The organism is Nocardia concava NBRC 100430, from assembly GCF_000308815.1.
In the GTDB taxonomy this organism is placed as follows: Bacteria; Actinomycetota; Actinomycetes; order Mycobacteriales; family Mycobacteriaceae; genus Nocardia; species Nocardia concava.
The window spans coordinates 42,041-66,749 of the sequence record NZ_BAFX01000146.1 but is presented as its reverse complement, the minus strand read 5'-3'; the positions used below and the strand labels follow the sequence as shown (position 1 = coordinate 66,749).

The window sequence follows — 24,709 nt, the reverse complement described above, 5'->3', positions numbered from 1 at the left end:
ATGCGGAGGCGGATATGACCGAGTCTGAGCCCGACAAGACCGATCGCATCACCGTGATGGTGGTCGACGACCACCCGATCTGGCGCGAGGGCGTCGCCCGCGACCTCGCCGAGGCCGGATTCGAGGTGCTCGCCACCGCCGACGGGGTCCGCGCCGCCGCCGCCCGCGCGGCCGCGGTCCGCCCGAACGTGGTGCTCATGGACATGCAACTCCCCGACGGCAATGGCGCGGACGCCACCGCCGAGGTGCTGCGCGTCTCGCCCCGCACCCGGGTGCTGGTGCTCTCGGCGTCGGCCGAACGCGACGACGTCCTCGACGCCATCAAGGCCGGCGCCACCGGTTACCTGGTCAAGAGCGCCTCGGCCACCGAACTCCTGGACGCGGTCCACGCCACCGCCGCCGGTCAGGCCGTCTTCACCCCCGGCCTGGCCGGACTGGTCCTCGGCGAGTTCCGCCGCATCGCCAACACCCCCGCCGACCGCGACGAACCCCACCGTCCCGCCCTCACCGATCGCGAGACCGAGGTGCTGCGCATGGTGGCGAAGGGCCTGTCCGCCAAGCAGATCGCCACCCGGCTGAGCCTGAGTCACCGCACCGTCGAGAACCACGTGCAGTCCACGCTGCGCAAACTGCAGCTGGGCAATCGCGTGGAACTGACCAGGTACGCGATCGAACAGGGCCTCGAATAGTGCCGGGACCGGGCCTGGAGTAGGGGGCGCAGTTCAGGGATTGCCCTGATGCGGTGGCGGCCCCGCGCTCGTAGCCTCGAAGGCATGGGAGGTCCTGAAGCGGTTTCCGCGATCGCTACCGGCAACGCCGTGATCGGCGACCGGGATCTACGGGTATCAGATGTCGAACGCGAACATGTCGGCCGGCTGCTGCAGCGCGCGGTCGGGCTGGGCATGCTGTCGCTGGGGGAATTCACCGAGCGCATGGACACCGCGCTCGCGGCCAAGACCCGCGGCGAGCTCAATACGGTCCTGGTCGATCTGCCGGGCATCCGGCTGGTCGGGCAGCCCGCCCCCGCCGCGCAGGCGTACGCACCACCGCCGCCGCGGTACGTCACCGCGCACCGGCTGAATACGCCGCAGGGTTACGGCATGTCACCGGCGGTGCCGGGCAATGTGATTCGCGCCCGCCTGTCCAGCGTGGAGCGCAAGGGCAACTGGCACGTGCCGCCGAGCATGATGATCAACAGCCTGCTGGGCAGCGTGCGCCTGGACTTCACCCAGGCCGTCATGTCCACCCAGGTGGTCGAGATCCACGTGAACGACACCTGCGGCTCGCTCGAACTGATCGTCCCGCCCGAGGCGACCGTCGATATGAACAATATCGACCTCATCGCCTCCAGCGCCGAGACCAAGGTCCGCACCGGCCCGCCCATCGGCCCGCTGCACATCATCGTGCACGGCACGCTGCGCTTCAGCTCGGTGAAGGCCAAGCAGCCCTTCGGAACCGGCTGGAAGCGCTTCCTCAACGGCGTGTGACCGCTCGCACCCGCCCGCGATCGGGCCCGGCGGCAGACGGATTCGGGCGGTAAGGTCACGCGCATGGTGGAAGGCGTCGAGATTCCGGAGGCAGTGCATCGATCCGGCGGCGGCGAACCGCTGCTCCTGCTGCACGGGGTGCTGCTCACCTGGCAGTCCTGGGGTTCGGTCCTCGACGAGCTGGCCACCGAATACAGCGTTCTCGCGCCCACTTTCCCCGGCCACTGGGGCGGTCCCGAGGCGGCCCGCCCCGCCACCGTCACCGCCCTGGTCGACCATTGCGAACGCCTGCTCGACGAATCTGGTTGGGACACAGCGCATATCGTGGGCAATTCGCTCGGCGGCTGGGTGGCCCTGGAACTCGCCGCGCGCGGCCGCGCCCGCTCCTGCACCGCCATCGCACCCGCCGGCCTGTGGCGCACCCCCGCCGCCGCGGATTCCCTGCTCCGCAAGTTCCGCGCCTTCGGTCCCCTGATCGGCCTGGGCCCCGACCGCCAGCCGACCATGCCCACCCTGCTGCGCAGCCTGCTGCTCCCGCTGCTCGCCAGCAAGCCCGCCGATGTGCCCAACCCGCTGGCCAAGGCCATGACCGCCGCCATCACCGAATGCGCGATCGTCGACGATCTGGCCGAAGACCCGGGTCTCCCAACGGGTTTCACAGGCCTGGCCGACCTGGATCTCCCCGTCACCATCCTCCTCCCCGAACATGACCGCATCCTCCCGCCGCATATCTACATGCCCCTGACCCCGACGCCGACCCTCGACGTCCGCCCGCTCCCGGCCCTGGGCCACGTCCCGATGCTCGAGGATCCGGACCTCGTCACCGCCGAGATCCGCGCCACCATCGCCCGCGTGCAGGCCCCCGCCCACCCCGCCTGAGCCGCTTCGGGGCCTACCCAGGCCGATTGGGGTAGTAATCGTGGACTGCCCGGGTACTTCTACTCATGTGACCGAATGCCCAGGTCGAGAGTATGGCGGACATGAATCTCGCCATCGATCCTCGCCTGATCGCGCGGCTGTCGACTGAATTCACCTCGCTCAGCGAGCACTTGAACGTCCTCGGCCGCGACCTCGAAACCCTCCGCAACCAGGTGGTCGCCGAAAACGCCCGCACCGCACCGCAACCCACCCCGGCTCCCGCCGCTCCACCGGTACGTCCGGCCCCGGCCGCTCCACCGGTGCCTCCGCCCCCCGCCGCTCCACCGGTCACCCCAGCCACCGGATGGACGCCTCCGGGGTGGCAGCCGCCCATGTATCAGCAGCCCGCCTACCAGCCCATGCCGCCGTTGCCGCGGCAGCAGCGCAGCGCTTATGCGCGGCCGATTCGTGAGCCGTGGTGGCAGCGGGAAGGGGTGATCAGCCGGGTGCTGGCCATCGCCGGGGTGGCGGTGACGCTCATCGGTGTGGTCATGCTGCTGGTGCTGGCGGCGCAGGCCGGGTTCTTCGGGCCGGTGCCGAGAGTCGCTGCGGGCGCGCTGTTCTCGGGCGCGTTGGTGGCGGCCGGCGCCCGGGTGTACGCCAAGGCGGGCGGCCGGGTCGGGGGAATCGCGTTGGCGGCCACCGGTATCGCAGGGGGATACCTGGACGTCATCGCGATGACCACCGTCTACCACTGGCTGAATCCGGTGGTCGGGTACGCGGTGGCGTTGGGGATCGCGGCCGGGGGCGTGGCGCTGGCCGTGCAGTGGCGGGCGCAGGCACTGGCCGTGCTGGTCATGCTGGGTGCGGCGGTGCTCGCGCCGTTCGTGACCGTCGAACTGGCGCTGCTCGGCTTCCTGATCGTGCTCCAGATCGCCGCTCTCCCGGTGCAATTGGTGCGCGACTGGCCGTTCCTGCACGTGGTTCGCACGGTCCCGGCGGTGCTCGCGACACTGGTCGCGGTGGTCGCCTCGGCCCTGGGCCTGGATTCCGACAATGCTCCGTCCTCGGACCGCTTCCAGGTGCTTGCCGCCGCCATCGTCATCGCGGTCGCCGGACTGGTGGGCGCGGTGCTCTCGGTGCGGCGGCGGGACGGTGATGTCGCGGCGAGCCTGACCTTCGCGGCGGCGACCCTGCCGATGCTGGCCGCGTCGATCATGTTCGGCCGCACCGGATCCACCATCGTGGCCGCCTCCCTCGCCACCGTGCTGCTGCTGGTCGCGGCCCTGCCCTGGCTGCCGAAACTCTCTGGGGTCGTGCGGATTCCGGCGCATCTGGCCGTGGTATCCGCGCTGGCGGGCGCGTTCGCGCTGCTGGAGGCGTGCATCGGGATCACCCGGGTGGACACCCTGCCGTTGGCGCTCTCGGTCGTCGCCCTGGGCTTCTTGGCGGTGGCCGGGCAGCAGCGGTCGCGGGTGGCCGCGGGCATCGGCGCGGGCTTCGGCGCCATCGACGCGGTGACATTCTTCTATCTGGCCGACCCGGGGACGCTGGCCGGTCAGTCGGAAGCCGAAGCGCACCTCGGTATTTCGACCGCGCTGTCGGCGCTGGCCGTGCTCGCGGTGCTGGCGGTCGCGGGCTGGTGCGCCCGCCGCCTCGGCCTGCTGGACCGGGAATCCGACGCCACCACGCTGTCGGTGTTCGCCGGGATCGGCGGGCTCTACGCGGTCACGACCCTGACGGTCTCGCTGGGTGTGGCCACCGGCAACCCGGACGGCTTCCGGGCCGGGCACGGGATCGCCACCGTGGTGTGGATGGCGGTCGCGACGGCCGCCCTGCTCTTCGGTCTGCGCCGCCTGGCCCGGACTCCGCAGCAGGCGAAGGTCGCACTCGCCGCCGGGCTGCTGGTGACCGCCGCCGCACTGGCCAAGCTGTTCCTGTTCGACCTGGCCACCCTCGACGGGCTGGTCCGCGCCGGCGCCTTCCTGGTGGTGGGTGTCCTGCTCCTGGTGGTCGGCACCCGCTACGCGCGGGCCTTCGCCGAGATGGATACGCACACGCCGACCGCGTAGCAGCATGAAAAACGAACGCCCGGCCGAGAATTCGGCCGGGCGTTCGTCCTGTGTCCGATCAGTCGCGGTTCTGGCGGCGGAGCAGTTCGTTGACGCTCACCGTGCGCCCCTCGCCGCCCCGATGCTTGGCATCCTCCGGCTTGGCGTCCTCCTCGGGCTTGGGACGACGCTTGGACGAGCGCAGATCGGACATCCACTGTTCGATGCTGCTGCGGCCGCCGCCGGGGCCCTCCTCACCCGCCGCGTGGTGCGTCGGATGCGCTTCCGGGGCCACGGGATCCGGGGCCTGCTCGGATTCGGGCGCATGCGGCTGGTACAGCTGTGCCCGGGTCGCCGGATGCGGCGGGAGCTTCGGCGCCTGGGGAGCCTGCGGTGGCTGGGGTGCCTGCGCCGACTGCGGTGCTTCGGCGGGAGCCTGCGGCGGCAGTACCCGTTCGTGGCCGACCGGAGGCTGGGCCGGTGCCGGTGCCGGTGCCGCGGGCGGTGGGGCCGCCGGGGGCTGTGACACCGACGGCAGTTCGCCGCCACCGGCATTCGCGGATCCCTTGAGGGGAGAGGCGAAGTCACCGATGGGGTGCGGTGCGACCGGCCCGCGCGCCGGTGAACCGGCACTCAGGTCGGTGGTCGGCGCGTCCGGCGAGGCCGCGCTGGTCACCCGGCGCGGCGGCAGCTTGGCGCCGGACTCCGCCGGGGCGCCCAGGTTGGTCATCGGTGCGGGGGTGGAGGTTTCGCCGCTCGCGGGGGACTCCGGTTCGGGATTCGGCACCAGACCCGACAGCGGGCTCGGCGTCGAGCCGCCCGCGACGAACGACGGGACCGCGGTCGTCGACGGCGTGACCCCGTGGCCGGGACGCGCTGTGACGGAGGGGAATCCGGGCGCGGGACGCTCGGCCTCCGGCGCCGTGCCGGTCGAGGGCGATGCCGTGCCGGTCGAGGGCGATGCCGTGCCGGTTGCCGGTGATGGCGTACCGGTCGGCGCCGCCGGGGCGGCGGTCGGCGGGGTCGGCTCGGCGCGGTCGATGCGCTGGGTCGGGGCCTCGCTGTCGATGTCGATGGTGCGGCGCGGACGCGGCTTGCGCGGGCGCGCCGGCATGGATCCGTCGGTGAGCAGCGGGATCTGCATGGTGACCGGGTCGGTGACCGGGGTGGTCTTGACCAGGTCGATCACCTCGCCGCCGCCGGGCCGCTCATCGTCGAGGATGGGCTCGCCCAGGCCGATCTTCTGCTGGACCTTCTTCATCCACTTGGGCGCCCACCAGCAGTCGTCGCCGAGCAGCTTCATGGTGGCCGGGACCAGCAGCATGCGCAGCACGGTCGCGTCGATGAACAGCGCCGCCACCATGCCGTAGGCGATGTACTGCATCATCACCAGGTCGGAGAACGCGAACGCGCCCGTGACCACCAGCAGGATGAGCGCGGCCGCGGTGATGATGCGGCCGGTCTGCGCGGTGCCCGCGCGCACCGCCTCGGTGGTGCTGGCGCCCTGGGTGCGCGCTTCGACCATGCGGGACAAGAGGAATACCTCGTAGTCCACGGATAGGCCGTAGATGATCGCGATGATCAGCACCAGCACCGGCGCCATGATCGGCTGCGGTGTGAAGTTCAGCAGCGAGGCGCCGTGACCGTCGATGAAGATCCAGGTCAGGATGCCCAGCGTCGATCCCAGACCGAGCGCGCTCATGAGCGCCGCCTTCAGCGGCAGCACCAGCGAGCCGAAGGTGAGGAACATCAGGATCGTCGTGACCAGCAGGACGATGACGATCATCCACGGCATGCGCTGCATCAGCGTGTCGAGGCTGTCCATCATCAGCACCGGCTGACCGGTGACCAGGACCTCGGCGTCGTCGGGAACCTCCATCGACCGCAGATAGTCGACGGTCGCGTCCGGGTGCGCGCTGTCCTGAATGGTCGCGTCGGACGTCCAGACATTGGATCCGTTGGGCGGCTTCTGCGGAATGGCGAACTGGGCGTTCTTCACCAGTCCGGGAGCCTGATTCGCCTGCGCGAGAATCGGACCGATGTTCTTCGAGTTGTCGGTGATGATCACCAACTGCACCGGATCGGCCTTGCGCAGCGGGAAGGTCTCGTCGAAGTGCTGTTGCGCCAGCCGGACCGGATTGTCCGGCGGCAGATAGGTTTCCGAGATGCCGCCGAACTGCAGGTTCTTCACCGGGATGATGAGCAGCAGCAGGCCGATCGTCAGCGGGATCGCGACCTTCAGCGGATGCTTCATCACCCACGCGGTGAGCTTGCCCCAGAATCCGGCCTCCACCTCTTCGGCGGTCTTGGTCTTGCGAATCCACTTGAGGCTCAGGCTGTCCACGCGCGGACCCAGAATGCTCAGCAGCGCGGGCAGCACGGTGAGCGAGGTCAGCATGGCCAGCAGCACCGCGGCGATGGTGCCGTAGGCGACCGACTTCAGGAAGCCCTGCGGGAACAGCAGCATGCCGGCGCTGGCGGCGATGATCATGGTCGCCGAGGAGGTCACGGTGCGTCCGGCGGTCATGACCGAGCGGCGCACGGCCGCGCGGGTGTCGTAGCCCTCGGCCAATTCCTCACGGAACCGGCTCACGATGAACAGGCCGTAGTCGATCGCCAGGCCCAGCCCGATCATCGAAACCACCGCGGAGACGAACGAATTCACCTCGGTGTACTTGGTCAGGGCCATGATGATGCCGTTGGCCGCGATGATCGTCAGACCACCGATGATCAGCGGCAGCGCGGCGGCGACGACGCCGCCGAAAATGAAGAACAGCAGGACCGCGACCGCCGGCAGGGCCAGCATCTCCATGCGCTTCACGTCGCTGGCGATCGTGTTGTTCAGGGTGAAGGCGACCGGCTGCAGACCCGCGACCTCGACTTTGACGCCCGGAACCGAGAAGGCGTTCTGCACCGCCTTGTAGGCGTTGAGCATGTCGGTGTCATTGTCGGCGTCGAGCGCGAGCGTGGCGAAGGCGTGCTTGCGATCGGGGCTGACTGTCTGCGCGACCTGCTGACCCGTATCGGTCTTCCACGGCGCGACATTGACTTTGGTGATCTGCGGGTGGTTCTTCGGCAGCGCGTTGAGGCTGTCGACGACCTTCTGACTCCACTCCGGATCGTCGACGGTCTTCCCGTCGGGCGCGGTGTACAGCAGCACCACATCGCTGTTGTGATCGCGGCTGTACACCGAATCCTTGAGTATCGACGCCTTCGTCGACTGCGATGTCGGGTCGAACCAGCCGCTGGAGCTCAAGTGGTCCTCGAGCCCCAACCCGAACGCGCCGAGAGAGAGCAATGCCGCCGCCATCACACCCAGGACGGTGTAGCGCAGCTTGTAGACCAGGTCGCCCCAGCGGGTGAACACTAAGCGACTCCTTGAGCGGGGCGGGAGGTGAGCAGGGCGGACAGCGGCCGGAACGGCTGCAGCCAGGCTCCCTCGTCGGGCAGCGAGTCGAGGCTGACCCGGGGCAGCGGTTCACGGAACACGCCCGGGATGTCCTCGAGGTCGATGAACTCGAGAATATCCGACGTGACGGCCCAACTCGCGTGCTCGCGGAAACCCAGCACCTGAACCGGCACACCGGAGGCGGCCAGCTCCTCGAGCGGCGCGCGGAACGCCTGCCCGTCGGCGGAGGCCACCATGATTCCGGCCAAACCGGCACCGCGGCGACGCAATTCGATGTGGGCGAGCATGTCGGAGTCGACATCGGAGTCTTCGTCGATCTTGGGTTTGGCGAAGACGGCGTAACCGACATTGCGCAGCGCCTCGACCCACGGGCGCACTACATCCGCGGTGCCCGGGGCGATATTGGTGAAGACCGTGGCCTCGGGTTCGACGCGGGTGACGCTGCCCACCGACAATTCGGCGGTGCGGGCCAGCAGCCAGCGGCCCAGCGCGTCGAAGCGCGGGCGGTACGCGGCGGTCGGGCGACCGCCGAGGATGGCGCCGAGACCCATGTCGAGGTTCGGCGCATCCCAGACCAGCAGGACGCGACGCACGTCGGTGGCGGTGCCGCCCATGGCTACCGCGGTGCTGCCGCCGAGCCCTGCGGTGCCCGATAGTTCGGCCGACGGGGTGCCGTGCATTAATCCGGCAACTTCCTCGACCTCGGGGGCCATCTCACTGACGCTCATGATTCGATCTTCCCCCAGATGAACTCCGTGATGGCGCTACCCGCGCGGAGTCCTTTGTTTTCGAACTTGGTAATCGGACGTTCAAAACCAATCGGTGCCTTGGTTTTATAGGCTTCCGGGTCTCCGCCCGTCGGCTCATTCATGCCGATGAGCTGCGGTTCCTTATTTCCGTACGCGCCGATCCATTCCGCGTAATCGGCGTGATCGGTCGCGACATGCAACACGCCGCCCGGCTTCAGGCGACTTGCGATGAGTGCGAAGGTCTCCGGCTGCAGCAGCCGTCGCTTATGGTGGCGTGCCTTGGGCCACGGATCCGGAAAGAACACGCGAACCCCCGTCAGCGATTCGGGAGCAATCATATTTTCCAGGACATCCACGGCATCGCCGCGCAGCAGCCGGATGTTCTCGATCTGCTCGCGCTCGACCCGCTGCACCAGCTGCGCCAGGCCCGGCTTGTAGACCTCGATGCCGATCAGATTGAACTGCGGCTCGGCCTGCGCCATGGCCGCGGTGGCCGTGCCGGTGCCGCAGCCGATCTCGACGATCAGCGGGGCCGACCGGCCGAACCAGGCGTCGGCGTCCAGCTTTTCGTCGGACACGTCCTTGCCGATGCGCGGCCACACCCGATCCCAGGCGTCCTGCCGCGCGGGCGAGACCGCGCCGCGACGGGCGCGGAAGCTGGTGACCCGGGGGTAGAGACGGTTTCCCGTGTGCTGGTTCGCGGCGTCGTTCACGGCGTCCATTGTCCAGTATTGCTTCTTTAGCGCAGCAATCGACCGGGGTTGCCGCGGCCGCGATCGGTCAGGCCGCCAGGCCCGAGACCTCGCCCGACGCCGGTGTGGCGGGCGGGCGTAAGGGCAGGCCGAACGTGACTCGCATTGCGGTAGTTGCCATTTCCACCATGCCGCGCCAGTGCGCCGGGGACAGCGCGACCGACCATACGGTCTTGGTTGTGGGTTCGGTAAGAGTTTTCCCGGCCAGCCGATCGGCCAGCCAGTCCAGGCTCATCGGGGTCGCCAGCGGCAGCAGCGAGAAATGCTCGCTGAGGCGATCGCGGACGTACCAGACCGCCGCGCCGCCGGCCCGGTAGCGCTCCACCTGGCCGTCGATGCCCGCGGCGTCGATGACCTGGTCGTGCACGGGCTGCACCACCAGCACCGGACAGGCCGGGGTCCGATTGCCCAGGCGCAGATCGTCGAACATGTCCTCGAGGTCCGGCAGGATCTCGGCCAGCGGGCGGGTCAGGATGTCGTCCATGCGGCGGCCGACCAGCAGCGGCAGCACCGCGATCGGGCCCAGGCTCCGCGCCCGGTCCAGCAGGCGACGGCCCTCCGGGGTGAAATCGCGGCGCACCACCTCGGCCATGGCCGGATACACCTGCCGCAGCGCCGCGATCACGATGGCCGGGAAGCCCGCGAACATGCTGCCGTCGAGGTTCAGGAAGACATGGCGCGGATCACCCACCGGCGCACCCAGCACCGCGCCCACGATATTCAGCTCCGGCGCGTACTCCGGGGCCATCTCCACCGCCCACGAACTGGCCATGCCGCCACCGGAATAGCCCCACACGGCCACCCTGGTGTCCGAGCGCAGGCCCAGCGGCGCGAAACGCAGTGCGGCGCGGACACCATCGAGAGCGCGGTAGCCGGGTTCGCGCGCCACCCCGAAATTGCCTTGCTGCCCTTCGTGATCCGCGATGGTGACCGCCCAGCCGCGGCGCAGGGCGCCCGCGACCAGCAGCCACTCCAGCTGGGTGATCGAACCGGGGGAGAGCGCGCCGCGGCGCAGCGCGTAGGAGGGTGCGCACCGGTCGGTGACCGCGTCCATGGCGGTCTGGAAGGCCAGCAGCGGGCGTTCGGAATCCGGGCCCGCGCCTCCGGGGAGCAGCACGGTCGTGATGGCGACCTCGGGCCTGCCGTGCAGATCCTGGCTGCGGTACAGCAGTTGCCAGGCCGTCACGTGCTGGGGCACCAGGCCGAAGAGCGCGATCTCCACCTCGCGGTGGCGCAGGATCGTGCCGGGTGCGTGCCGCGCGAACCCGCGTGGGGGATGGAAGAACGGATCCCGGCTCGGCGGCAGTGGCCGGGCGGGTTCGCGATCCGGCCCCGGTGTCTCGCGGCGCGGCCCCACTGTTTCGGATACCCGGATGACGTCGGCGTTGACGGTCATCGCTACCTCCCCTTGTCGCGGCGGCCGTGGACCGAGAGGTGCGCCGCAGCCGTGCATCGGCGCTGATGCCGACCGAATGGCCAGAGTAGGCCAGCGCGAAGTGTCTGTGAAGACGCGTCGCGCTGAATTGTGCTGGCGCACAGTCGGTGTCGAATCCGTGTCAATTCTCACCGGGTGACCTGCGGGTTTGTGATTCGAAACGCGCACCCGCCCAGGGTCTTCCGGCTAGGCTGCCCGCGTGCCGGTCGGGCGACCTCCTCGCATCCAGGTGACGGGCCGCGCCCGCGCGGGCAAAACCACCCTGCGACATGCGCTCTCACTGCTCACCGCCGAAGAAACCCGACCGGTCGACCAGCCCGGGCAACCCGCCCCCACCCTCGACGCCGACCTGCTCCTCTACGTCCTCCCCGGCACCGCCGACCCCGCCGACCGCCGCCTGCTGGCCACCCTCCCGCCCGACCGCACCCTTGTCGTCCTCAACAAGGCCGATTCCATAGGGACCCGTTGGTCCGATGCCGCCGCGCTGGCCGAATCCCTCACCACCGCCCTCGGCCACCGCGTCTTCCCCGTGGTCGCCTCCCTCGCCGCCCGCACCCGCTCCGGCACCCTCACCGCCCCCGACCTCGACACCCTCGCCCGCCTCACCACCCACCCCAACCCGCCCCGCACCCTCTCCCACGACCTCTTCACCGCACCCGGCGCCACCCCCGATCCCCAAGCCCGCCAAGCCCTCCTGGACCGCTGGGACCTGCACGGCGTCTCCTGCGCCCTCGCCGCCCTCCGTGCCGACCCCACCCTCGGCCCCCGCCCCCTGCTCCAAATCCTCCACTGCGCCACCGGAATAGACCCCCTCCACCACGAACTCCACCGCCGCTACGCGGTCGCATCGGCGCGCCTGAACGCCGAATCGGCCTGAAGTCCAAGCCGAATCCCGCTCGGGAACGAATCAGCGATGTGATCTCCGCTGCCGCGGAAGCCGTTGTAGCCCGCTGGAATCCACACGGACTGGCGCTACTGCGCGCGGTCGGTGGTGGCTCCGAGCCGGTTCGGGAGATCGCGCTGATCGGCGGCGACGAGTCACACGCGGCGGCGCTGCGGGTCGAGTTGGCCCGATTCCATCCGCACATCGATCTCAGCGTGATCGGTGACGACGATCTGCCTCGCCCGTACCCCGTCGCGCTGGTCGTGCTCGATGCCGGGGCGCTGATCGGTGAAGAGCTGCTGGGGCGGGTGCGGGGGTTGCGGGGGGATGGGACGCGGATCGTGTTCGCGTTGGACGGGATTCACGCGCATCGGGATTGGCGGGAGGTGCGGAAGCTGGATACCGAGCTGCTTGTGGAGGCGGGCGGGGAGGCGGAGGAGATCGTGCCGGTGTCGGCGCGGATGGCGGCGGTGGGGCGGGCCGCGGGGGATGCGGCGCTGGTGGATCGGTCGGGGGTGGGGTTGTTGCATGCGCGGCTGGTGGCGGCGAGCGGTGCGGGGGCGGTCGGGGATCAGGTGGCGATCGTGCGGGAGCGGGTGGTGGCCGAGACTCGGCGGCGGATCGAGGCGCAGGTGGCCAAGGTGCGCGACGGGGGAGATGTGGCGGTGCTGCGGGAGGAGCGGGCGCGGCTGCTGGCGGTCGGGGACGGCGGGCGCGGGAGTGCCATGGCGATCGTGCGGAATCGGCTGCAGTTGGCCCGCGTCGATCTATTGCACGAGGTCGGGGCCAGGATTCGGACGCTGCACGGGCAGGCGCGGGCCGAAATCGAAGGGCTGCCGCGGAGCGCGCTCGCCGAATTTCCGCGTCAGGTGAGCGATTCTGTGGAAAAACTCACACAGGAGATTGATCGGACGATTCGTTCCAGGATCGGCGAATTGTGCCGTCAAGTCGAAGAATCCGTCGCGGAGGAATGGCATATATCTTTTCCGCCACCGCCGGAACGGGTCTCGCGCCGGGTGCAGTCGCCGGGTCCGCGCTCGCGGGGCGTGGAGGACCATCTGGTGATCGCGCTGGGTGCCTCGGGCGGCTTCGGATTGGGCCGCCTGCTGGTGGCTCCGCTGGCCCTGTTGCGGGCCTTCGACTACGCGATCATGCCGGTCAGTCTGCTCCTCGGTGCCGCCGTCGCGAGCTGGGTGGTGCGCGCCCGCCGCCGCCTCGCCGACGGCGCTCACCTGCGGCAATGGGTCGCGGACACGCTGGTTGACGCCCGTGCGCAGCTGGAACAGCGGGTCGCAACGGCGCTGGTGGACGTCGAGGAGCGGCTCACCGACGAGGTGCTCGGGAGTGCCACCGCGCGCCTGGTGGAAACCGATCTGCGGGTCGGTGAATTGGAGGCGCAATTGCGGCAGGCGGCGCAGCGGCGCCCCGCTTTACTGGCGGCATGCGAGCGTGACCTGGCCGCACTCGAATTCGCATAGCGGCTGGTCGCAGGTTTCGACCCGATACCGACTGGACAACCCGATTCCGTACACCCCGATATGTGGCGTTAACCTCTATGGCAGGAACTAGGGCATCCGCCGTGTTGTTGTACGCGCGTCCAGTGGACGGGCCGACGGCGAGACGAGCGGGAGTCCTGCCGCAAGTAGTGGCACTCGGTGTCGCGAGCCGTGGTCCTCGGCTCGAGGCCATCGGGGCCGCCCATCTCAGGAGAGTTTTCATGACCTCAGCGACCATTCCTGGTCTTCATGATGGCACCGCGCCCACCGAGCACAAGGAACTGCTTGCCTGGGTACAGGAGGTCGCGGAACTCACCCAGCCCGATCGCGTGGTCTGGGCCGATGGATCCGAGGAAGAGGCCGTCCGCCTCTCCGAGCAGCTGGTCGCCGCCGGCACCTTCAAGAAGTTGAACGAGAAGAAGAAGCCCAACTCCTACCTGGCGCTCTCTGATCCGTCCGACGTCGCCCGCGTCGAATCGCGCACCTACATCTGCTCCAAGAGCGAGGCCGACGCCGGCCCGACCAACAACTGGGTCGACCCGGCCGAGATGCGCGCCACCATGACCGAGCTGTACCGCGGCAGCATGAAGGGCCGCACCATGTACGTGGTGCCCTTCTGCATGGGCCCGCTCGGCGCCGAGGACCCCAAGCTGGGCGTCGAGATCACCGACTCCGAGTACGTCGTGGTCTCCATGCGCGTGATGACCCGCGCCGGCAGCGCCGCCCTGGAGAAGCTGGGCACCGACAAGCCGTTCGTGAAGGCCCTGCACTCCGTGGGCGCCCCGCTGGCCGAGGGCCAGGCCGACGTGCCGTGGCCGTGCAACGACACCAAGTACATCACCCACTTCCCCGAGGACCGCGAAATCTGGTCCTACGGTTCGGGTTACGGCGGCAACGCGCTGCTGGGCAAGAAGTGCTACTCGCTGCGCATCGCCTCCGCCATGGCGCACGACGAGGGCTGGCTGGCCGAGCACATGCTGATCCTCAAGCTGATCTCGCCGGAGAACAAGGCGTACTACATCGCCGCCGCGTTCCCGTCGGCCTGCGGCAAGACCAACCTCGCCATGATCCAGCCGACCATCCCGGGCTGGCGCGCCGAGACCCTCGGTGACGACATCGCGTGGATGCGCTTCGGCAAGGACGGCCGACTATATGCCGTCAACCCGGAATTCGGCTTCTTCGGTGTCGCCCCCGGCACCAACCACAGCTCGAACCCGAACGCCATGGCCACCATGGAGGCCGGCAACACCGTCTACACCAACGTCGCCCTGACCGACGACAACGATGTGTGGTGGGAGGGCCTGGAGGGCACCCCGGACCACCTCATCGACTGGAAGGGCAACGACTGGTTCGAGCGCGAGTCGGAAACCCTGGCCGCGCACCCGAACTCGCGCTACTGCACCCCGATGTCGCAGTGCCCGACCCTGGCCCCCGAGTGGGACGACCCGCAGGGCGTGCCGATCTCGGCCATCCTCTTCGGCGGCCGCCGCAAGACCACCATCCCGCTGGTGACCGAGTCCTTCGACTGGCAGCACGGCGTGTTCATGGGCGCCACCGTCGGCTCCGAGCAGACCGCCGCCGCCGAGGGCAAGGTCGGCACCGTGCGCCGCGACCCGATGGCCATGCTGCCGTTCATGGGCTACCACGTCGGTGACTACCTGAACCACTGGATCACCCTCGGCAAGAACGCCGATGCCCAGGCGCTGCCGAAGATCTTCTACGTCAACTGGTTCCGCCGCGGCGCCGACGGCCGCTTCCTGTGGCCGGGCTTCGGCGAGAACTCCCGCGTGCTGGAGTGGGTCGTCGGCCGCATCGAGGGCACGAAGTCGGCCGAGGCCACCCCGATCGGCAATGTCCCGCACGCCGCCGACCTCGACCTCGAGGGCCTGGACGTGAACGCCGACGACGTCGACGAGGCGCTCGCGGTCAACGTCGACGAGTGGAAGAACGAGATCCCCTCCATCGAGGAGTGGTTCCAGTTCATCGGCGACAAGCTGCCTTCCGGCCTCCGCGACGAGTTCGAGGCCCTCAAGGAGCGTTTGGCCTGAGATATGACGAAAATGGCTCGCCCGCACTGAGAGTGCGGGCGAGCCGTTTGTTTTTGGGGACGGGACAACTGATTTCGGGTGGCGAGGGTAACTCGTCGGGTACGCCCGAAATTGTTTTGGCTCGACCGCCGGCCCGGGTGCACGGCTGGAAGCGGCACCCGAGCCGCCCGCTGAAGTCGCGGAGAGGCGGTCAAGCACCCATCGGCATCAGAAGGGATTTGGTCTCGCAGTAGGCGTCCAGGCCCTCGGGGCCGTTCTCGCGGCCGATGCCGGAGGTCTTGTAGCCGCCGAAGGGGGCGCAGGCGTCGAAGGCGTACCAGTTGATGGCGTAGGTGCCGGTGCGGACCTTGGCTGCCACGGATGCGCCGTGTTCGATGTCGGTGGTCCAGACCGAGCCCGCGAGGCCGTAGTCGCTGTCGTTGGCGATCGCGATGGCCTCGGCCTCGGTGTCGTAGGGCAGGACCGAGAGGACCGGGCCGAAGATCTCCTCGCGGGCGATGGTCATGGAGTTGGTGACGTCGGCGAAGACGGTCGGTTTCACGTACCAGCCGGGCAGGTCGGCGGGGCGGTCGCCGCCGCGGATCAGGCGCGCGCCCTCGTCCTTGCCGGTGGCGATGTAGCCCTCGACGCGCTCGCGTTGCTTCTCCGAGATGAGCGGGCCGAGCTGGGCGGCCGGATCGTCGGGCAGGCCGACCGGGAACAGATCGATGGACGCGGTGAGCGCCTCGAGGATCTCGTCGTAGCGACCGCGCGGGGCCAGGATACGGGTCTGGGCCACGCAGGCCTGGCCGCTGTTCATCAGGCCCGAGAAGGCGAGCTTGGGCATGTCCTCGATGTTCATGTCCGGCAACAGGATCGCGGCCGACTTGCCGCCCAGCTCCAGCGAACAGCGCTTGAGCTGGCTGCCCGCGATGCTGGCGATCTTGCGGCCGACGGCGGAGCTGCCGGTGAAGGTCACCTTGTCGATGCCGGGATGGGAGACCAGGTATTCGGAGGCGTCGGCCTCGGCGGGCAGCACCGACAGCACGCCCTCGGGCAGACCGGCCTCGGCGAAGATGTCGGCGAGCAGGTTGGCGGCCAGCGGGGTCAGCGGCGCGGGCTTGAGGACCACGCTGCAGCCGGCCAGCAGGGCGGGCGCCAGCTTGTTGACGGCCAGGAAGAGTGGCACGTTCCAGGCGATGATGGCCGCGACCACGCCGACCGGTTCGCGTGAGACCCGCGTGGTACCGAACAGACCGGTCCGAGTCTCGGTCCAGGGGAACGACTTTCCGAGTCCGGCGTAGAAGTCGAGGGTGGCGCGGGCCGGAACGTAGTTGAGGGTGCTGGCGGCCATGGTGGGCGCGCCCATCTCGGCGGAGAGGGCATTGGCCAGATCCCCGGCCTTCTGGTCCAGCAGCGCGACGACGCGGGACAGCAGGGCGGCGCGCTCCTCCGGCGGGGTGGCGGGCCAGGGTCCGCTGTCGAAGGCCCGGCGCGCGGCCGCGACCGCGGCGTCCACATCGGCGCGGGTGACGACGGGCACGCTGCCGACGGTTTCCAGGGTTGCGGGCGAGACGACGGGCAGGGTGTCGGGGCCGGACGGCGCAGTCCACTGGCCACCGATGAACAGACTCTGGTACTCCATGAGAACACGTTACAGTTTTGCCCTCACCGCTGTCTGGACCATGACCGGCTACCGTCCCGCTGACCGGGATTTTCTTTGAAATTCGACTCCTCGGTTTCTAAGCCGCCTTGTTACCGGTGCGGCAAAACGTGATTCGAAATCTGAGTTGCCGGGCGGTGGCCTATGCTCGGCTGTGCACGCCTTTCTCCACCAATCTGGTCGGTTGCTATGTATTAGCTGTCACGAAAGGTAGATCCCTCGAATGACTGATGTGCGCATCGATGACTTCCTGCTCGGCGAGTTGTCCGATGTCGACCAGCCCGCGATCAGCACCCCCATGCAGCGGGCCGCCGGTCAGTTGCAGCGGGTCCTGCCGCCGGGTTGGCGGGTCGAGGTGGTCGAGGCGAGTTATCCGACGGTGCGCAAGGGTCAGCCGGTCCTGCGTTTGATGTTGCCCGACGAGTAGGTGGGCCGGATCCGGCGGGGGCGCAAGGGATTCCGCATACTCGTGGCTAACTGGCAGCACTCGATAAAAACGAATTCCAACCTGTCGGTTCGCTTTTCACCGAACGCACTATTGCATTCGACGGCCGTAGCGAGCATGCTTTATAGCTACCGTGGATAGCTCGCTCGAAACATGATCCGTTACCGCACAGGGGAGTCCGAGTCATGGCGGTGCAAGTAGTCGGTCGGTCGCTGATGACCAGTGATCTCACCCCGCATCAGGCGAAAAGCGTCGGCATCGGCGGCTGGGTGGTGTCATTCCTGCCGGGCCGGACCCTCACCACAGCGCAGGCCACCGCCGCGCTACAGGCGGCCGAGGCGGTTGCCGCGGTCAATGCCTTCGCCGGTCAGGTCGGGCTGACCGCGATGGAGACCGTGGGGTTGGCTATCCAGGAGTCACCCTGGAGCGAACCCGAACCCTGCACGGGCCTACGCCGCATCTTCCGGCGCGGACTCGCCGAGCGCTGAGCCCGCTCAGGAGTTGACCGGGCGCGCCCGCTTGGTCGCCACCACCACCAGGTTGCTGACCAGCAGCTCCCGCAGGCCCGGCACGCGCACCAGCCACCAGGCCCAGCGCGGGTGGTAGCGCGGGAACACCGCGAGAATCTCTATGTCATCCGGAGTTTCGCGCGCCCAGCGCAAACCCTCCGAGGCCCGCACCGCGAAAAGCGAACGGCCGAAACGATTCTTGGGCTCGCGTCCGTGCTTGCGCCGGTACCGCCGCGCCGCGTACTCACCGCCCAGGTAATGCCACGGCCCAGTCTCGTGGCCGCCGAACGGCCCCAGCCACACCGTGTACGAGAAGACCATCAGCCCACCGGGTTTGGTGACCCGCAACATCTCCTCGGCCATCAGCCACGGCTGCGGTACGTGCTCGGCCACATTCGAGGAGACACAGATCTCCACCACGTCGTCGCGGAACGGCAGCGCCATGCCCGATCCGCGCACCGCGCCCGCCACCCGCAGCCCTGCCGCGTGCATCTCCGACGGATCCGGCTCGACCGGCAGATACCGCGCCCCGGCCTTCTCGAACTCGTCCGCGAAATAGCCGGGCCCGCCGCCCACGTCCAGCACGATGGTGCCGCGCAGCGACTCCCCGGTCAGATCCCGATAGAAATCGCCGACCAACTCGGCGGTATCGGTGGCCACGCCGCCGTAGAACACGGCCGGATCGGTCTGCTCGAACCGGAAGCTGCCCAGCAGCCGTAGCGACCGGCGCAGCGTCGCCCGGCGGGCGAATCGCGGGCCCTGCCCGCCGCGGCGCGTGTGGGACCGATCAGCTCGAAGCACGGCGGCAAGTCTCGCACAGGCCCCGAACGACGGCTGCAACCGGCGCTTCCCGACCTCAGCGGCCAGCCCTCGTCATCCCGGCATGCTTTTGGCCGGGATCCATACCGCGGGTGTGGTGGGTTCCGGCCGAAAGCGCGCCGGAATGACGGGTGGTCAGTTGACCACTGCTGACCCTCGAAGCGTCCGCGGGCTATATGGTGGAGCCCATTGTCTGTCCGCCCCCGAATGTGACCTCTGGAGATCCGCCCGTGCGTGAAGTGCTGCTGCTGTGCTGGCGCGACACCGGGCATCCACAGGGTGGGGGCAGTGAGCGGTATCTGGAGCGGGTCGGGGCGCAGCTGGCCGCGCGCGGGGTGAAGGTGACGCTGCGGACCGCGGGGTATCCGGGGGCTGCCAAGCGGGAATCGGTGGACGGCATCGAGATCAGTCGCGGGGGCGGGCGGTTCACGGTGTATCCGCGGGCGCTCGCGGCCATCGCGCTCGGCCGGTTCGGGGTCGGGCCGCTCAAGGGACTGCGGCCGGACGCGGTCATCGATACCCAGAACGGCATTCCCTTCTTCGCGCGTACCGCGACCTCCGCGCCGACCGTGGTGCTGGTGCATCACGGGCATCGCGAACAGTGGCCGGTGGCCGGAAAACTGGTCGGGCGGATCGGCTGGTGGATCGAATCGCGGCTCTCGCCGCGCGTGCACCGGCGCGATCAGTACCTGACGGTCTCGCTGCCCTCGGCCGAGGAACTGACCGGGCTCGGCGTGGCCGGGACCCGAATCGCGGTGGTGCGCAATGGCGCCGAACCGATTCCCGCGCACCTGCCCGCCGGTGACGACGGCACCCGCACCGCGCACCCGAGCATCGTGGTGCTGTCGCGGCTGGTGCCGCACAAGCAGATCGAGGACGCCATGGCCGCGGTCGCCGGACTCCGTGCGAGCGTCCCCCGCCTGCACCTGGACGTGATCGGCGGCGGCTGGTGGGAGGAGAACCTGCGCGCGCACGCCCATGAGCTGGGCATCGCCGACGCCGTCACCTTCCACGGTCATGTCGACGAGGACGAGAAGCATCGGCTGCTGGCCCGCGCCTGGGTGCACGTGCTGCCCTCGCGCAAGGAGGGCTGGGGGCTGGCGGTCATCGAGGCGGCCCAGCACGGGGTGCCCACCGTCGGATACCGGAGTTCGCGCGGGCTCACCGATTCCATCGTGGACGGGGTCACCGGCATGCTGGTCGACGATGCCGCGCAGCTCACCGCGGCCGTCGGCGATCTGCTCGGCAATCACGAGGCGCGCACGGTGCTCGGCGAGAAGGCGCGGGCGCGGGCGCGCGAATTCTCCTGGGAGCAAACGGGAAACGGCGTCTACGAGGTGCTGTCGGCGGTGACGCGGGGCGAGCGGGTCAGCGGGTTGATCGCGCCCGCGATTCCGTAAAGCGAGCGCGTTGCTCTACTACGCTTCATAGTGTTGAAGCATGTGGATCATCGTCGTCATCGCGTTAGTCAGCATTGTCGTGATCGGGGTGGGGTTCGCGCTCGGGTTCCCGAAGGAGTGACCGGCGCGCCGAAATCGTTGCCGCGGTGAGGAATCCGCCGAGCAGCAGGGTCGCCCACAGCAGGTGCGCGGCGCCGGATACCCGGCGGGCCTCGGGTGAGGCGTCATTGGACTCGATATCGCCCGGCACCCGGTACAGCGTCACGTCCGGGTCGCTGTAGACCTGATTCAACTGGGCGAGAGTATTTTTCGACTCCCCGAGCGGTCCGGGCGTATCGCCCTCGACCAGTACCCAGCCCACGCCGAGCGAGGCCAGTTTTGCCGCGGACTCGCCGCGCGCGAGCGCCTTCTCCACGCGCCGGGCGCGCTTGCCCTCACCGGCCACGACACCGCCGCGTACCGGAAGTTCCCCGGTTTGCAACACATCTCGGCGCAACATCCGCGGGGCCGGGTCCAGGACCGGCGCGCTGCCCGAATACGAGAACTTCCGGAACATTCCGCCCGGCAGCACCGCGACATCGCCGCGCTCGTCGACGATCTCGGCCACCCGCTGCCATCCGGCCGGATAGTGCACCGGTCGCAGCGATCCGCCCACACCCCACGCCATATCCGGCAGGGCGATGAGAGCCAGGACGATGAAAAGCACTGCGGCCGCGCCGGTTCGAGTGCGCGCGGGCCGCTCGGCGCCCGCGCCGTCCAGCACGTTGGCGGAGATCCACCGCCCGGCGATCCGGCATCCGGCCGCCGCGCACAGGGCGTAGGCGGGCACGGCGAGCGCCACATACTTCTGGGTGTCCCGCAGCAGCCCCGCGCCCGGCACCCGCGTCACCAAGAACTCACCGGCCGATAGGCCCCATCCGGTCGCGCCGCACGCGGGAATCACGATGGCCGCCACTGCCAGCCAGATCAGCCGCCGCTCGACGGTCCCGGCGAGATAGACCGCGCGGACCCCGATCGCCACCGGCACGAGCAACAGGATCGTCCCGATGAGCGCGAAAAAGCTTGTCCGAGAGTCCGGTACGGCGGTGCTGTTCCAGATGCCGCCCAGCCCGGCCAGGCTGCCCAGGGTGCCGAGCCAGGGTTCGGCGCGGGCCGCGAAGGCCGCGATACCCGCCGGATCCGAGGGTGCGGCGCCCGCGCTCGACAGTGCGGTCGCGGTCAGCCACGGTGCCGCGGAGAGGATCCAGAGTGCCACCGTCGCAGGCAGATTCCGCTTGCCGACCAGGACCACGGCCACGAATCCGGCCAGCAGCGAACCGGTGGGGGTGAGCCCCGCCGCCGCCAGGCAGGCCGTGAGCGCCGCCCAGGTGCCGAGGGTGCCGGACGGGGGCGCGGCCCGTAATCGGGCGGCCAGCAAGGCGATCCAGGGCAGGGCGGCGTAGCCGGTGAGCAGGCTCCAATGACCTTGGAGCAGGCGCTCGGCCACATACGGGTTCCAGATGGCGACGGTCGCGGCCACCAGCTGGGGGCCCAGCGAGACCTTCAGCAGTTCGCGCGCCAGGGCGGCCGCGCCCCAACCGGCCAGCCAGATGGCAGCCAGCAGAATCGCTTTGACGATGATCCCGCCGTCCACGACCGGTGACAGGACCGCGATCAGCGCGTCCTGCGGGACGGCGCGCGGCGCGGCATCACCCAGACCCAGTGCGGAGTCGGTGAGATACGAGCGCGGCGTACTGACCGCGTCCCGCAACAGCAGATAGCCCGAACCCAGCAGCGGACCCAGCACGACCAGGGCCAGCACCAGGCTGTACCCCGCCGGTATCAGCCCGCGCCACCGCCGCTCCCGGCTCTCCGCGTTCACACCCGGCACCCTAGCCGTCACGCGCCGCCCGCCACGCCACGCCGGTGATCACCAGCGTGGTCACCGCCGCGGTCACGGTCGCGATGACGATCAGCGACAACACCGAATGCGCACAGGTCAGCATGATCGCCACCCCGACCCCCAACCCGATCCACGTGATCGCCGCGGGCGCCGTCCGATCCGCCGCGATGGCCGACAGCAACGTCACCTGCAACACCGCCAGCAGCGCCCCCTCCAGCGCGAACAACCACAGCAGCCCCTCGATCGGCGCGTAATCCCGTCCCGCGAACATCGGAGCCAACGGCGCCGCCACCGCCGCCCCCGCCACCGTCACCGCCCCGATCCCCACCAGCACCGCCAGCGCCGACCGCATGGCCCGCGCCGAATGCTGCGGATGCGCCATCTTCGGATACAGCACCACCCCTACCGCCTGCGGCAACCAGAACGCGATCTTCGCCGCGATGGCCCCCAACGCATACCGCCCAGCATCGTTCTCATCCAACACAATCCGCGAAACCAGCAGATCCGCCGCCGACAACGCCGTCAAAGCCGCCTGCACCTGTACCGCCCGAAACACGGCACCGACACCCAACCCCCAGGAGTCCGCGCGCCCGTTCCCGGAGGCCGCCGAATCCAGGACCGATGCCGACAGATCGGCCGGTTCTTGTTCGGCGGCAGCCATTTCGACGCTGGTCGTCGATGCCGTGCGGGCGGAGACCGCCGCATCGGACACCCGTCGGGCCACGAGCGCGGCCAGAGCCGTCCCCGCCGCACCCGCCCACAATGCGGCGGCGGGCCCGAATCCGCAGGCCAGAGCTACCAGCGCCGGTGTCACCCGAGCGATCGCCGCACCACCCAGCACCACCGCGAGCTCACGGAACCGGCTGCGCCCCTGCAGAATCCCCTGCTCACCGGACAGCAGCACCAATAGCGGTGCGGCACAAAGCGCACCGGCCGAAGCGAGCGCACCCACCTTCAGCACCGCGCTGACCACCGGCACGAGTACGAGGGCGGCCACCGCGACCAGTCCGGCGCAGCGCAGCGTCAGCGCCCGGGCGGCGGCCACGGGCGCACCGCGCACCACCTCGCGGGCCACGACATTCTGAAGGGCGAGCGCGGGCACCGCACACAACAGTTGCACCGCCAGCAGACTCGCGAATGCGCTGTATCCGGCGACCCCCAACCACCGGCTGGCCAGCAATTGCAGCAGGTACCCAGCCACATTCGCGGTCATCGCCCCCGCCGTCACCAAGGTCAGGTCTTTGACCACGGGCAGACGGCGTACAACAGACACGCCGCAATGCTGCCATCGCCCCGCGTCCGGTCAGCACCTGCCCCTGATCGCGAGGTGCCGACGCCATCTCGCGGCTCGCCTGCCGCGCTGCGCACACCCCGTCATTCCGGCGCGCTTTTGGCCGGAATCCATCTGCGGCGGGTGTGGATCCCGGCCAAAAGCATGCCGGGATGACGAGGGCCGGTGTCCGGGATGGTGAGAGGACTGGTGACCGGGATGGTGCGGGGCCGGTGGCCGGGATGATCCGTAAACGAAAGCGGCCCAGCACCTTCGAGGTGCTGGGCCGCGTCGTGAACGGGAGCCGCTAGGGCTTGCTCATGTCGATCTGCTGGGTCGGCGGGTCGAAGTTGCCGCCGGGGCCGCCGGCCGGGGCCGGGGCGGGGCGGCGGATCGGGGTGGGGCCGTTGCCGTTCTTGCCGAAGACGCCGAGCAGGATGCCGGCGATCAGCAGGAGCAGGCCGATGACGCCGAGGATGATGGGCAGGATGCGGCCGTAGAGGGCGATCTTGTCCATATTGTCCTTGGCCACCGAGATCTGCGACTCGATGGTGTTCTCGTCGAACACCAGGGTCGACTTCAGGGCGGTCACCTCGGGCTTGTCACCGCTGCGGGCGTAGTAGAGGTGAATCTGCTCCTGGCCCTTGATGACCGTGCCGGTTTCCGGCTCGATCCACAGGTCGCGGGTGTTGGTGTAGAAGCGCGCCATGGTGACATCGCCGTCGCCCTCCAGACCCCACTTGGCGGCGGGCAGGCTCAGCTTGTTGGTCGGCGAGTTGGCGACGGTGGAGAGATCGGTGGCCGGGATGGTCTGCTGGAAGTGGTAGACCTTCAGGTTGTTGATCTCGGTCTCGTCGACATAGTTGATGTCGTAGGTCTTGCGCGCGTTCAGGTCGAAGTACGGGTAGGCCTTCTTGTCCGTACCGATGGGGAAGCGGTACTGGAGGCCGGTGTGCTGCACCGGGTCCATCACGCTGTCGCCCTTCTTGTCCACCGTCACGGCGATGGCGCCATTGGGGCCGCCGTCCACCGACTCGACCGGCTCACCGGTCTTGCGATCGATGGTGACGCGGTCGATGGTCGCGGTGAGCAGGCCGGTGTCGCCCTGCTTGTCCGTGCGCCGCAGGGTCTGACCGGCCTGGACCGTCATTTCCGAAGCGTTGGAGGGGTTTTCGACGGTGAGGAAGCGCTGCGAGACGAGCGGGACATTGGTGTCCACCTTCGCCGAACCGGTGGGCGAGGTCAGCGACTTGGCGTCGAGCACCTCACTGGGCGCGCCCGTCTGCGGGTTGGTCGCGACGGTCGTGATCTCCAGGTCCAGCGGGGTTTTCGCCAACCGGCTGACCGTGTAGGTGGGGATCATGATGGCGGCGACGAGCAGCATCGCACCGAGCCCCACGAGTACGCAGGCCACCGTCCTTCTGGTACCGGCACTGAGTGCCATGCAGGTTCTCCTCGTCGTCGAACACGTGTTTCCTCCAGCACTGCGGTCGCCGCGCAGCACTCGTGAGCCCAGACACTAACAGTCCGAGCGGTCGCAGAGTGCGGCCGAGGCAGGAAAACACCCCGAAACC

19 protein-coding genes are annotated in these 24,709 nt (G+C 69.2%); 10 read left to right on the top strand and 9 right to left on the bottom strand.

The genetic code is table 11. The features are described 5' to 3' along the window. The first annotated feature begins 14 nt into the window (after positions 1-14). The 4 genes from ON43_RS33995 to ON43_RS33980 all read left to right on the top strand — a co-directional run bounded on the left by ON43_RS33995 (position 15) and on the right by ON43_RS33980 (position 4,417). Entirely contained in the window at positions 15-689 is a 675-nt protein-coding gene (locus ON43_RS33995; protein ID WP_040814149.1) for a response regulator, read from the top strand. Positions 690-821: 132 nt separating this feature from the next. Next, a complete protein-coding gene (locus tag ON43_RS33990) occupies positions 822-1,487 on the top strand; it encodes a DUF1707 SHOCT-like domain-containing protein (protein WP_040814214.1) in 666 nt (221 codons plus the stop codon). Between the two features lie 63 nt (positions 1,488-1,550). Continuing rightward, the gene (locus ON43_RS33985) at positions 1,551-2,366 is read left to right on the top strand and encodes an alpha/beta fold hydrolase (protein ID WP_051179601.1); all 816 of its coding nucleotides are present in this window, start codon (positions 1,551-1,553) and stop codon (positions 2,364-2,366) included. A 101-nt stretch (positions 2,367-2,467) separates the two neighbouring features. Then, the gene (locus ON43_RS33980) at positions 2,468-4,417 is read left to right on the top strand and encodes a DUF2339 domain-containing protein (protein ID WP_245568858.1); all 1,950 of its coding nucleotides are present in this window, start codon (positions 2,468-2,470) and stop codon (positions 4,415-4,417) included. A 58-nt stretch (positions 4,418-4,475) separates the two neighbouring features. Here the strand turns inward: ON43_RS33980 and ON43_RS33975 are convergent, their stop codons facing one another. From ON43_RS33975 to ON43_RS33960, 4 genes are all read right to left on the bottom strand, one after another. Continuing rightward, positions 4,476-7,763 carry an MMPL family transporter gene (locus tag ON43_RS33975; protein ID WP_040814145.1) on the bottom strand — a complete coding sequence of 1,096 codons (3,288 nt, stop codon included), beginning with the start codon at positions 7,761-7,763 and terminating at the stop codon, positions 4,476-4,478. Next, on the bottom strand, positions 7,763-8,419 hold the full coding sequence (locus ON43_RS33970) for an NYN domain-containing protein (protein ID WP_051179610.1): 657 nt from the start codon (positions 8,417-8,419) through the stop codon (positions 7,763-7,765). The genes ON43_RS33975 and ON43_RS33970 overlap by 1 nt, the downstream gene beginning before the upstream one ends. A gap of 110 nt (positions 8,420-8,529) precedes the next feature. Further along, complete coding sequence (gene trmB, locus ON43_RS33965; protein ID WP_245568857.1) at positions 8,530-9,267, bottom strand: tRNA (guanosine(46)-N7)-methyltransferase TrmB; 738 nt, start codon at positions 9,265-9,267, stop codon at positions 8,530-8,532. A gap of 67 nt (positions 9,268-9,334) precedes the next feature. Continuing rightward, positions 9,335-10,702, bottom strand: a complete 1,368-nt coding sequence (locus tag ON43_RS33960; RefSeq protein WP_040814141.1) for a lipase family protein — start codon at positions 10,700-10,702, stop codon at positions 9,335-9,337. Positions 10,703-10,940: 238 nt separating this feature from the next. On the opposite strand from ON43_RS33960, the gene ON43_RS44040 reads away from it, so the two are divergent. The 3 genes from ON43_RS44040 to ON43_RS33945 all read left to right on the top strand — a co-directional run bounded on the left by ON43_RS44040 (position 10,941) and on the right by ON43_RS33945 (position 15,168). Next, positions 10,941-11,618 (top strand): hypothetical protein, encoded by a 678-nt coding sequence (locus ON43_RS44040; protein ID WP_157514277.1) that lies wholly within the window; start codon positions 10,941-10,943, stop codon positions 11,616-11,618. Positions 11,619-11,656: 38 nt separating this feature from the next. Then, positions 11,657-13,102, top strand: a complete 1,446-nt coding sequence (locus ON43_RS33950; protein WP_051179598.1) for a hypothetical protein — start codon at positions 11,657-11,659, stop codon at positions 13,100-13,102. Positions 13,103-13,341: 239 nt separating this feature from the next. Then, on the top strand, positions 13,342-15,168 hold the full coding sequence (locus tag ON43_RS33945) for a phosphoenolpyruvate carboxykinase (GTP) (RefSeq protein ID WP_040814139.1): 1,827 nt from the start codon (positions 13,342-13,344) through the stop codon (positions 15,166-15,168). Between the two features lie 190 nt (positions 15,169-15,358). Here ON43_RS33945 and ON43_RS33940 read toward each other — a convergent pair whose 3' ends face one another. After that, complete coding sequence (locus tag ON43_RS33940; protein WP_040814137.1) at positions 15,359-16,792, bottom strand: aldehyde dehydrogenase; 1,434 nt, start codon at positions 16,790-16,792, stop codon at positions 15,359-15,361. Between the two features lie 241 nt (positions 16,793-17,033). On the opposite strand from ON43_RS33940, the gene ON43_RS33935 reads away from it, so the two are divergent. Further along, positions 17,034-17,237 carry a hypothetical protein gene (locus ON43_RS33935; protein WP_157514276.1) on the top strand — a complete coding sequence of 68 codons (204 nt, stop codon included), beginning with the start codon at positions 17,034-17,036 and terminating at the stop codon, positions 17,235-17,237. Positions 17,238-17,440: 203 nt separating this feature from the next. After that, complete coding sequence (locus tag ON43_RS33930) at positions 17,441-17,743, top strand: hypothetical protein (protein WP_040814133.1); 303 nt, start codon at positions 17,441-17,443, stop codon at positions 17,741-17,743. 6 nt (positions 17,744-17,749) lie between these two features. Here ON43_RS33930 and ON43_RS33925 read toward each other — a convergent pair whose 3' ends face one another. After that, positions 17,750-18,565 carry a class I SAM-dependent methyltransferase gene (locus ON43_RS33925; RefSeq protein WP_051179597.1) on the bottom strand — a complete coding sequence of 272 codons (816 nt, stop codon included), beginning with the start codon at positions 18,563-18,565 and terminating at the stop codon, positions 17,750-17,752. A 248-nt stretch (positions 18,566-18,813) separates the two neighbouring features. Between ON43_RS33925 and ON43_RS33920 the strand changes: the two genes are divergently transcribed. After that, positions 18,814-19,983 (top strand): glycosyltransferase family 4 protein, encoded by a 1,170-nt coding sequence (locus ON43_RS33920; RefSeq protein WP_040814131.1) that lies wholly within the window; start codon positions 18,814-18,816, stop codon positions 19,981-19,983. Positions 19,984-20,047: 64 nt separating this feature from the next. Here ON43_RS33920 and ON43_RS33915 read toward each other — a convergent pair whose 3' ends face one another. The 3 genes from ON43_RS33915 to pgfA form a co-directional block, all read right to left on the bottom strand. Beyond that, positions 20,048-21,844 (bottom strand): MmpA family trehalose lipid delivery protein, encoded by a 1,797-nt coding sequence (locus ON43_RS33915; protein ID WP_245568856.1) that lies wholly within the window; start codon positions 21,842-21,844, stop codon positions 20,048-20,050. Positions 21,845-21,854: 10 nt separating this feature from the next. Further along, on the bottom strand, positions 21,855-23,078 hold the full coding sequence (locus ON43_RS33910; protein ID WP_040814206.1) for a polysaccharide biosynthesis protein: 1,224 nt from the start codon (positions 23,076-23,078) through the stop codon (positions 21,855-21,857). 364 nt (positions 23,079-23,442) lie between these two features. Continuing rightward, on the bottom strand, positions 23,443-24,579 hold the full coding sequence (pgfA, locus tag ON43_RS33905) for a cell envelope lipid trafficking protein PgfA (RefSeq protein WP_040814130.1): 1,137 nt from the start codon (positions 24,577-24,579) through the stop codon (positions 23,443-23,445). Between the last annotated feature and the right edge of the window lie 130 nt (positions 24,580-24,709).

Bases quoted from the DNA above. Each gene is read 5' to 3' on its own strand.
- pgfA (WP_040814130.1), bottom strand. From the start codon at position 24,579: ATGGCACTCAGTGCCGGTACCAGAAGGACGGTGGCCTGCGTACTCGTG.
- ON43_RS33945 (WP_040814139.1), top strand. From the start codon at position 13,342: ATGACCTCAGCGACCATTCCTGGTCTTCATGATGGCACCGCGCCCACC.
- ON43_RS33930 (WP_040814133.1), top strand. From the start codon at position 17,441: ATGGCGGTGCAAGTAGTCGGTCGGTCGCTGATGACCAGTGATCTCACC.
- ON43_RS33985 (WP_051179601.1), top strand. From the start codon at position 1,551: ATGGTGGAAGGCGTCGAGATTCCGGAGGCAGTGCATCGATCCGGCGGC.
- ON43_RS33960 (WP_040814141.1), bottom strand. From the start codon at position 10,702: ATGACCGTCAACGCCGACGTCATCCGGGTATCCGAAACAGTGGGGCCG.
- ON43_RS33935 (WP_157514276.1), top strand. From the start codon at position 17,034: ATGACTGATGTGCGCATCGATGACTTCCTGCTCGGCGAGTTGTCCGAT.
- ON43_RS33995 (WP_040814149.1), top strand. From the start codon at position 15: ATGACCGAGTCTGAGCCCGACAAGACCGATCGCATCACCGTGATGGTG.
- ON43_RS33970 (WP_051179610.1), bottom strand. From the start codon at position 8,419: ATGGGCGGCACCGCCACCGACGTGCGTCGCGTCCTGCTGGTCTGGGAT.
- ON43_RS33980 (WP_245568858.1), top strand. From the start codon at position 2,468: ATGAATCTCGCCATCGATCCTCGCCTGATCGCGCGGCTGTCGACTGAA.
- ON43_RS33940 (WP_040814137.1), bottom strand. From the start codon at position 16,792: ATGGAGTACCAGAGTCTGTTCATCGGTGGCCAGTGGACTGCGCCGTCC.
- ON43_RS33910 (WP_040814206.1), bottom strand. From the start codon at position 23,078: ATGACCGCGAATGTGGCTGGGTACCTGCTGCAATTGCTGGCCAGCCGG.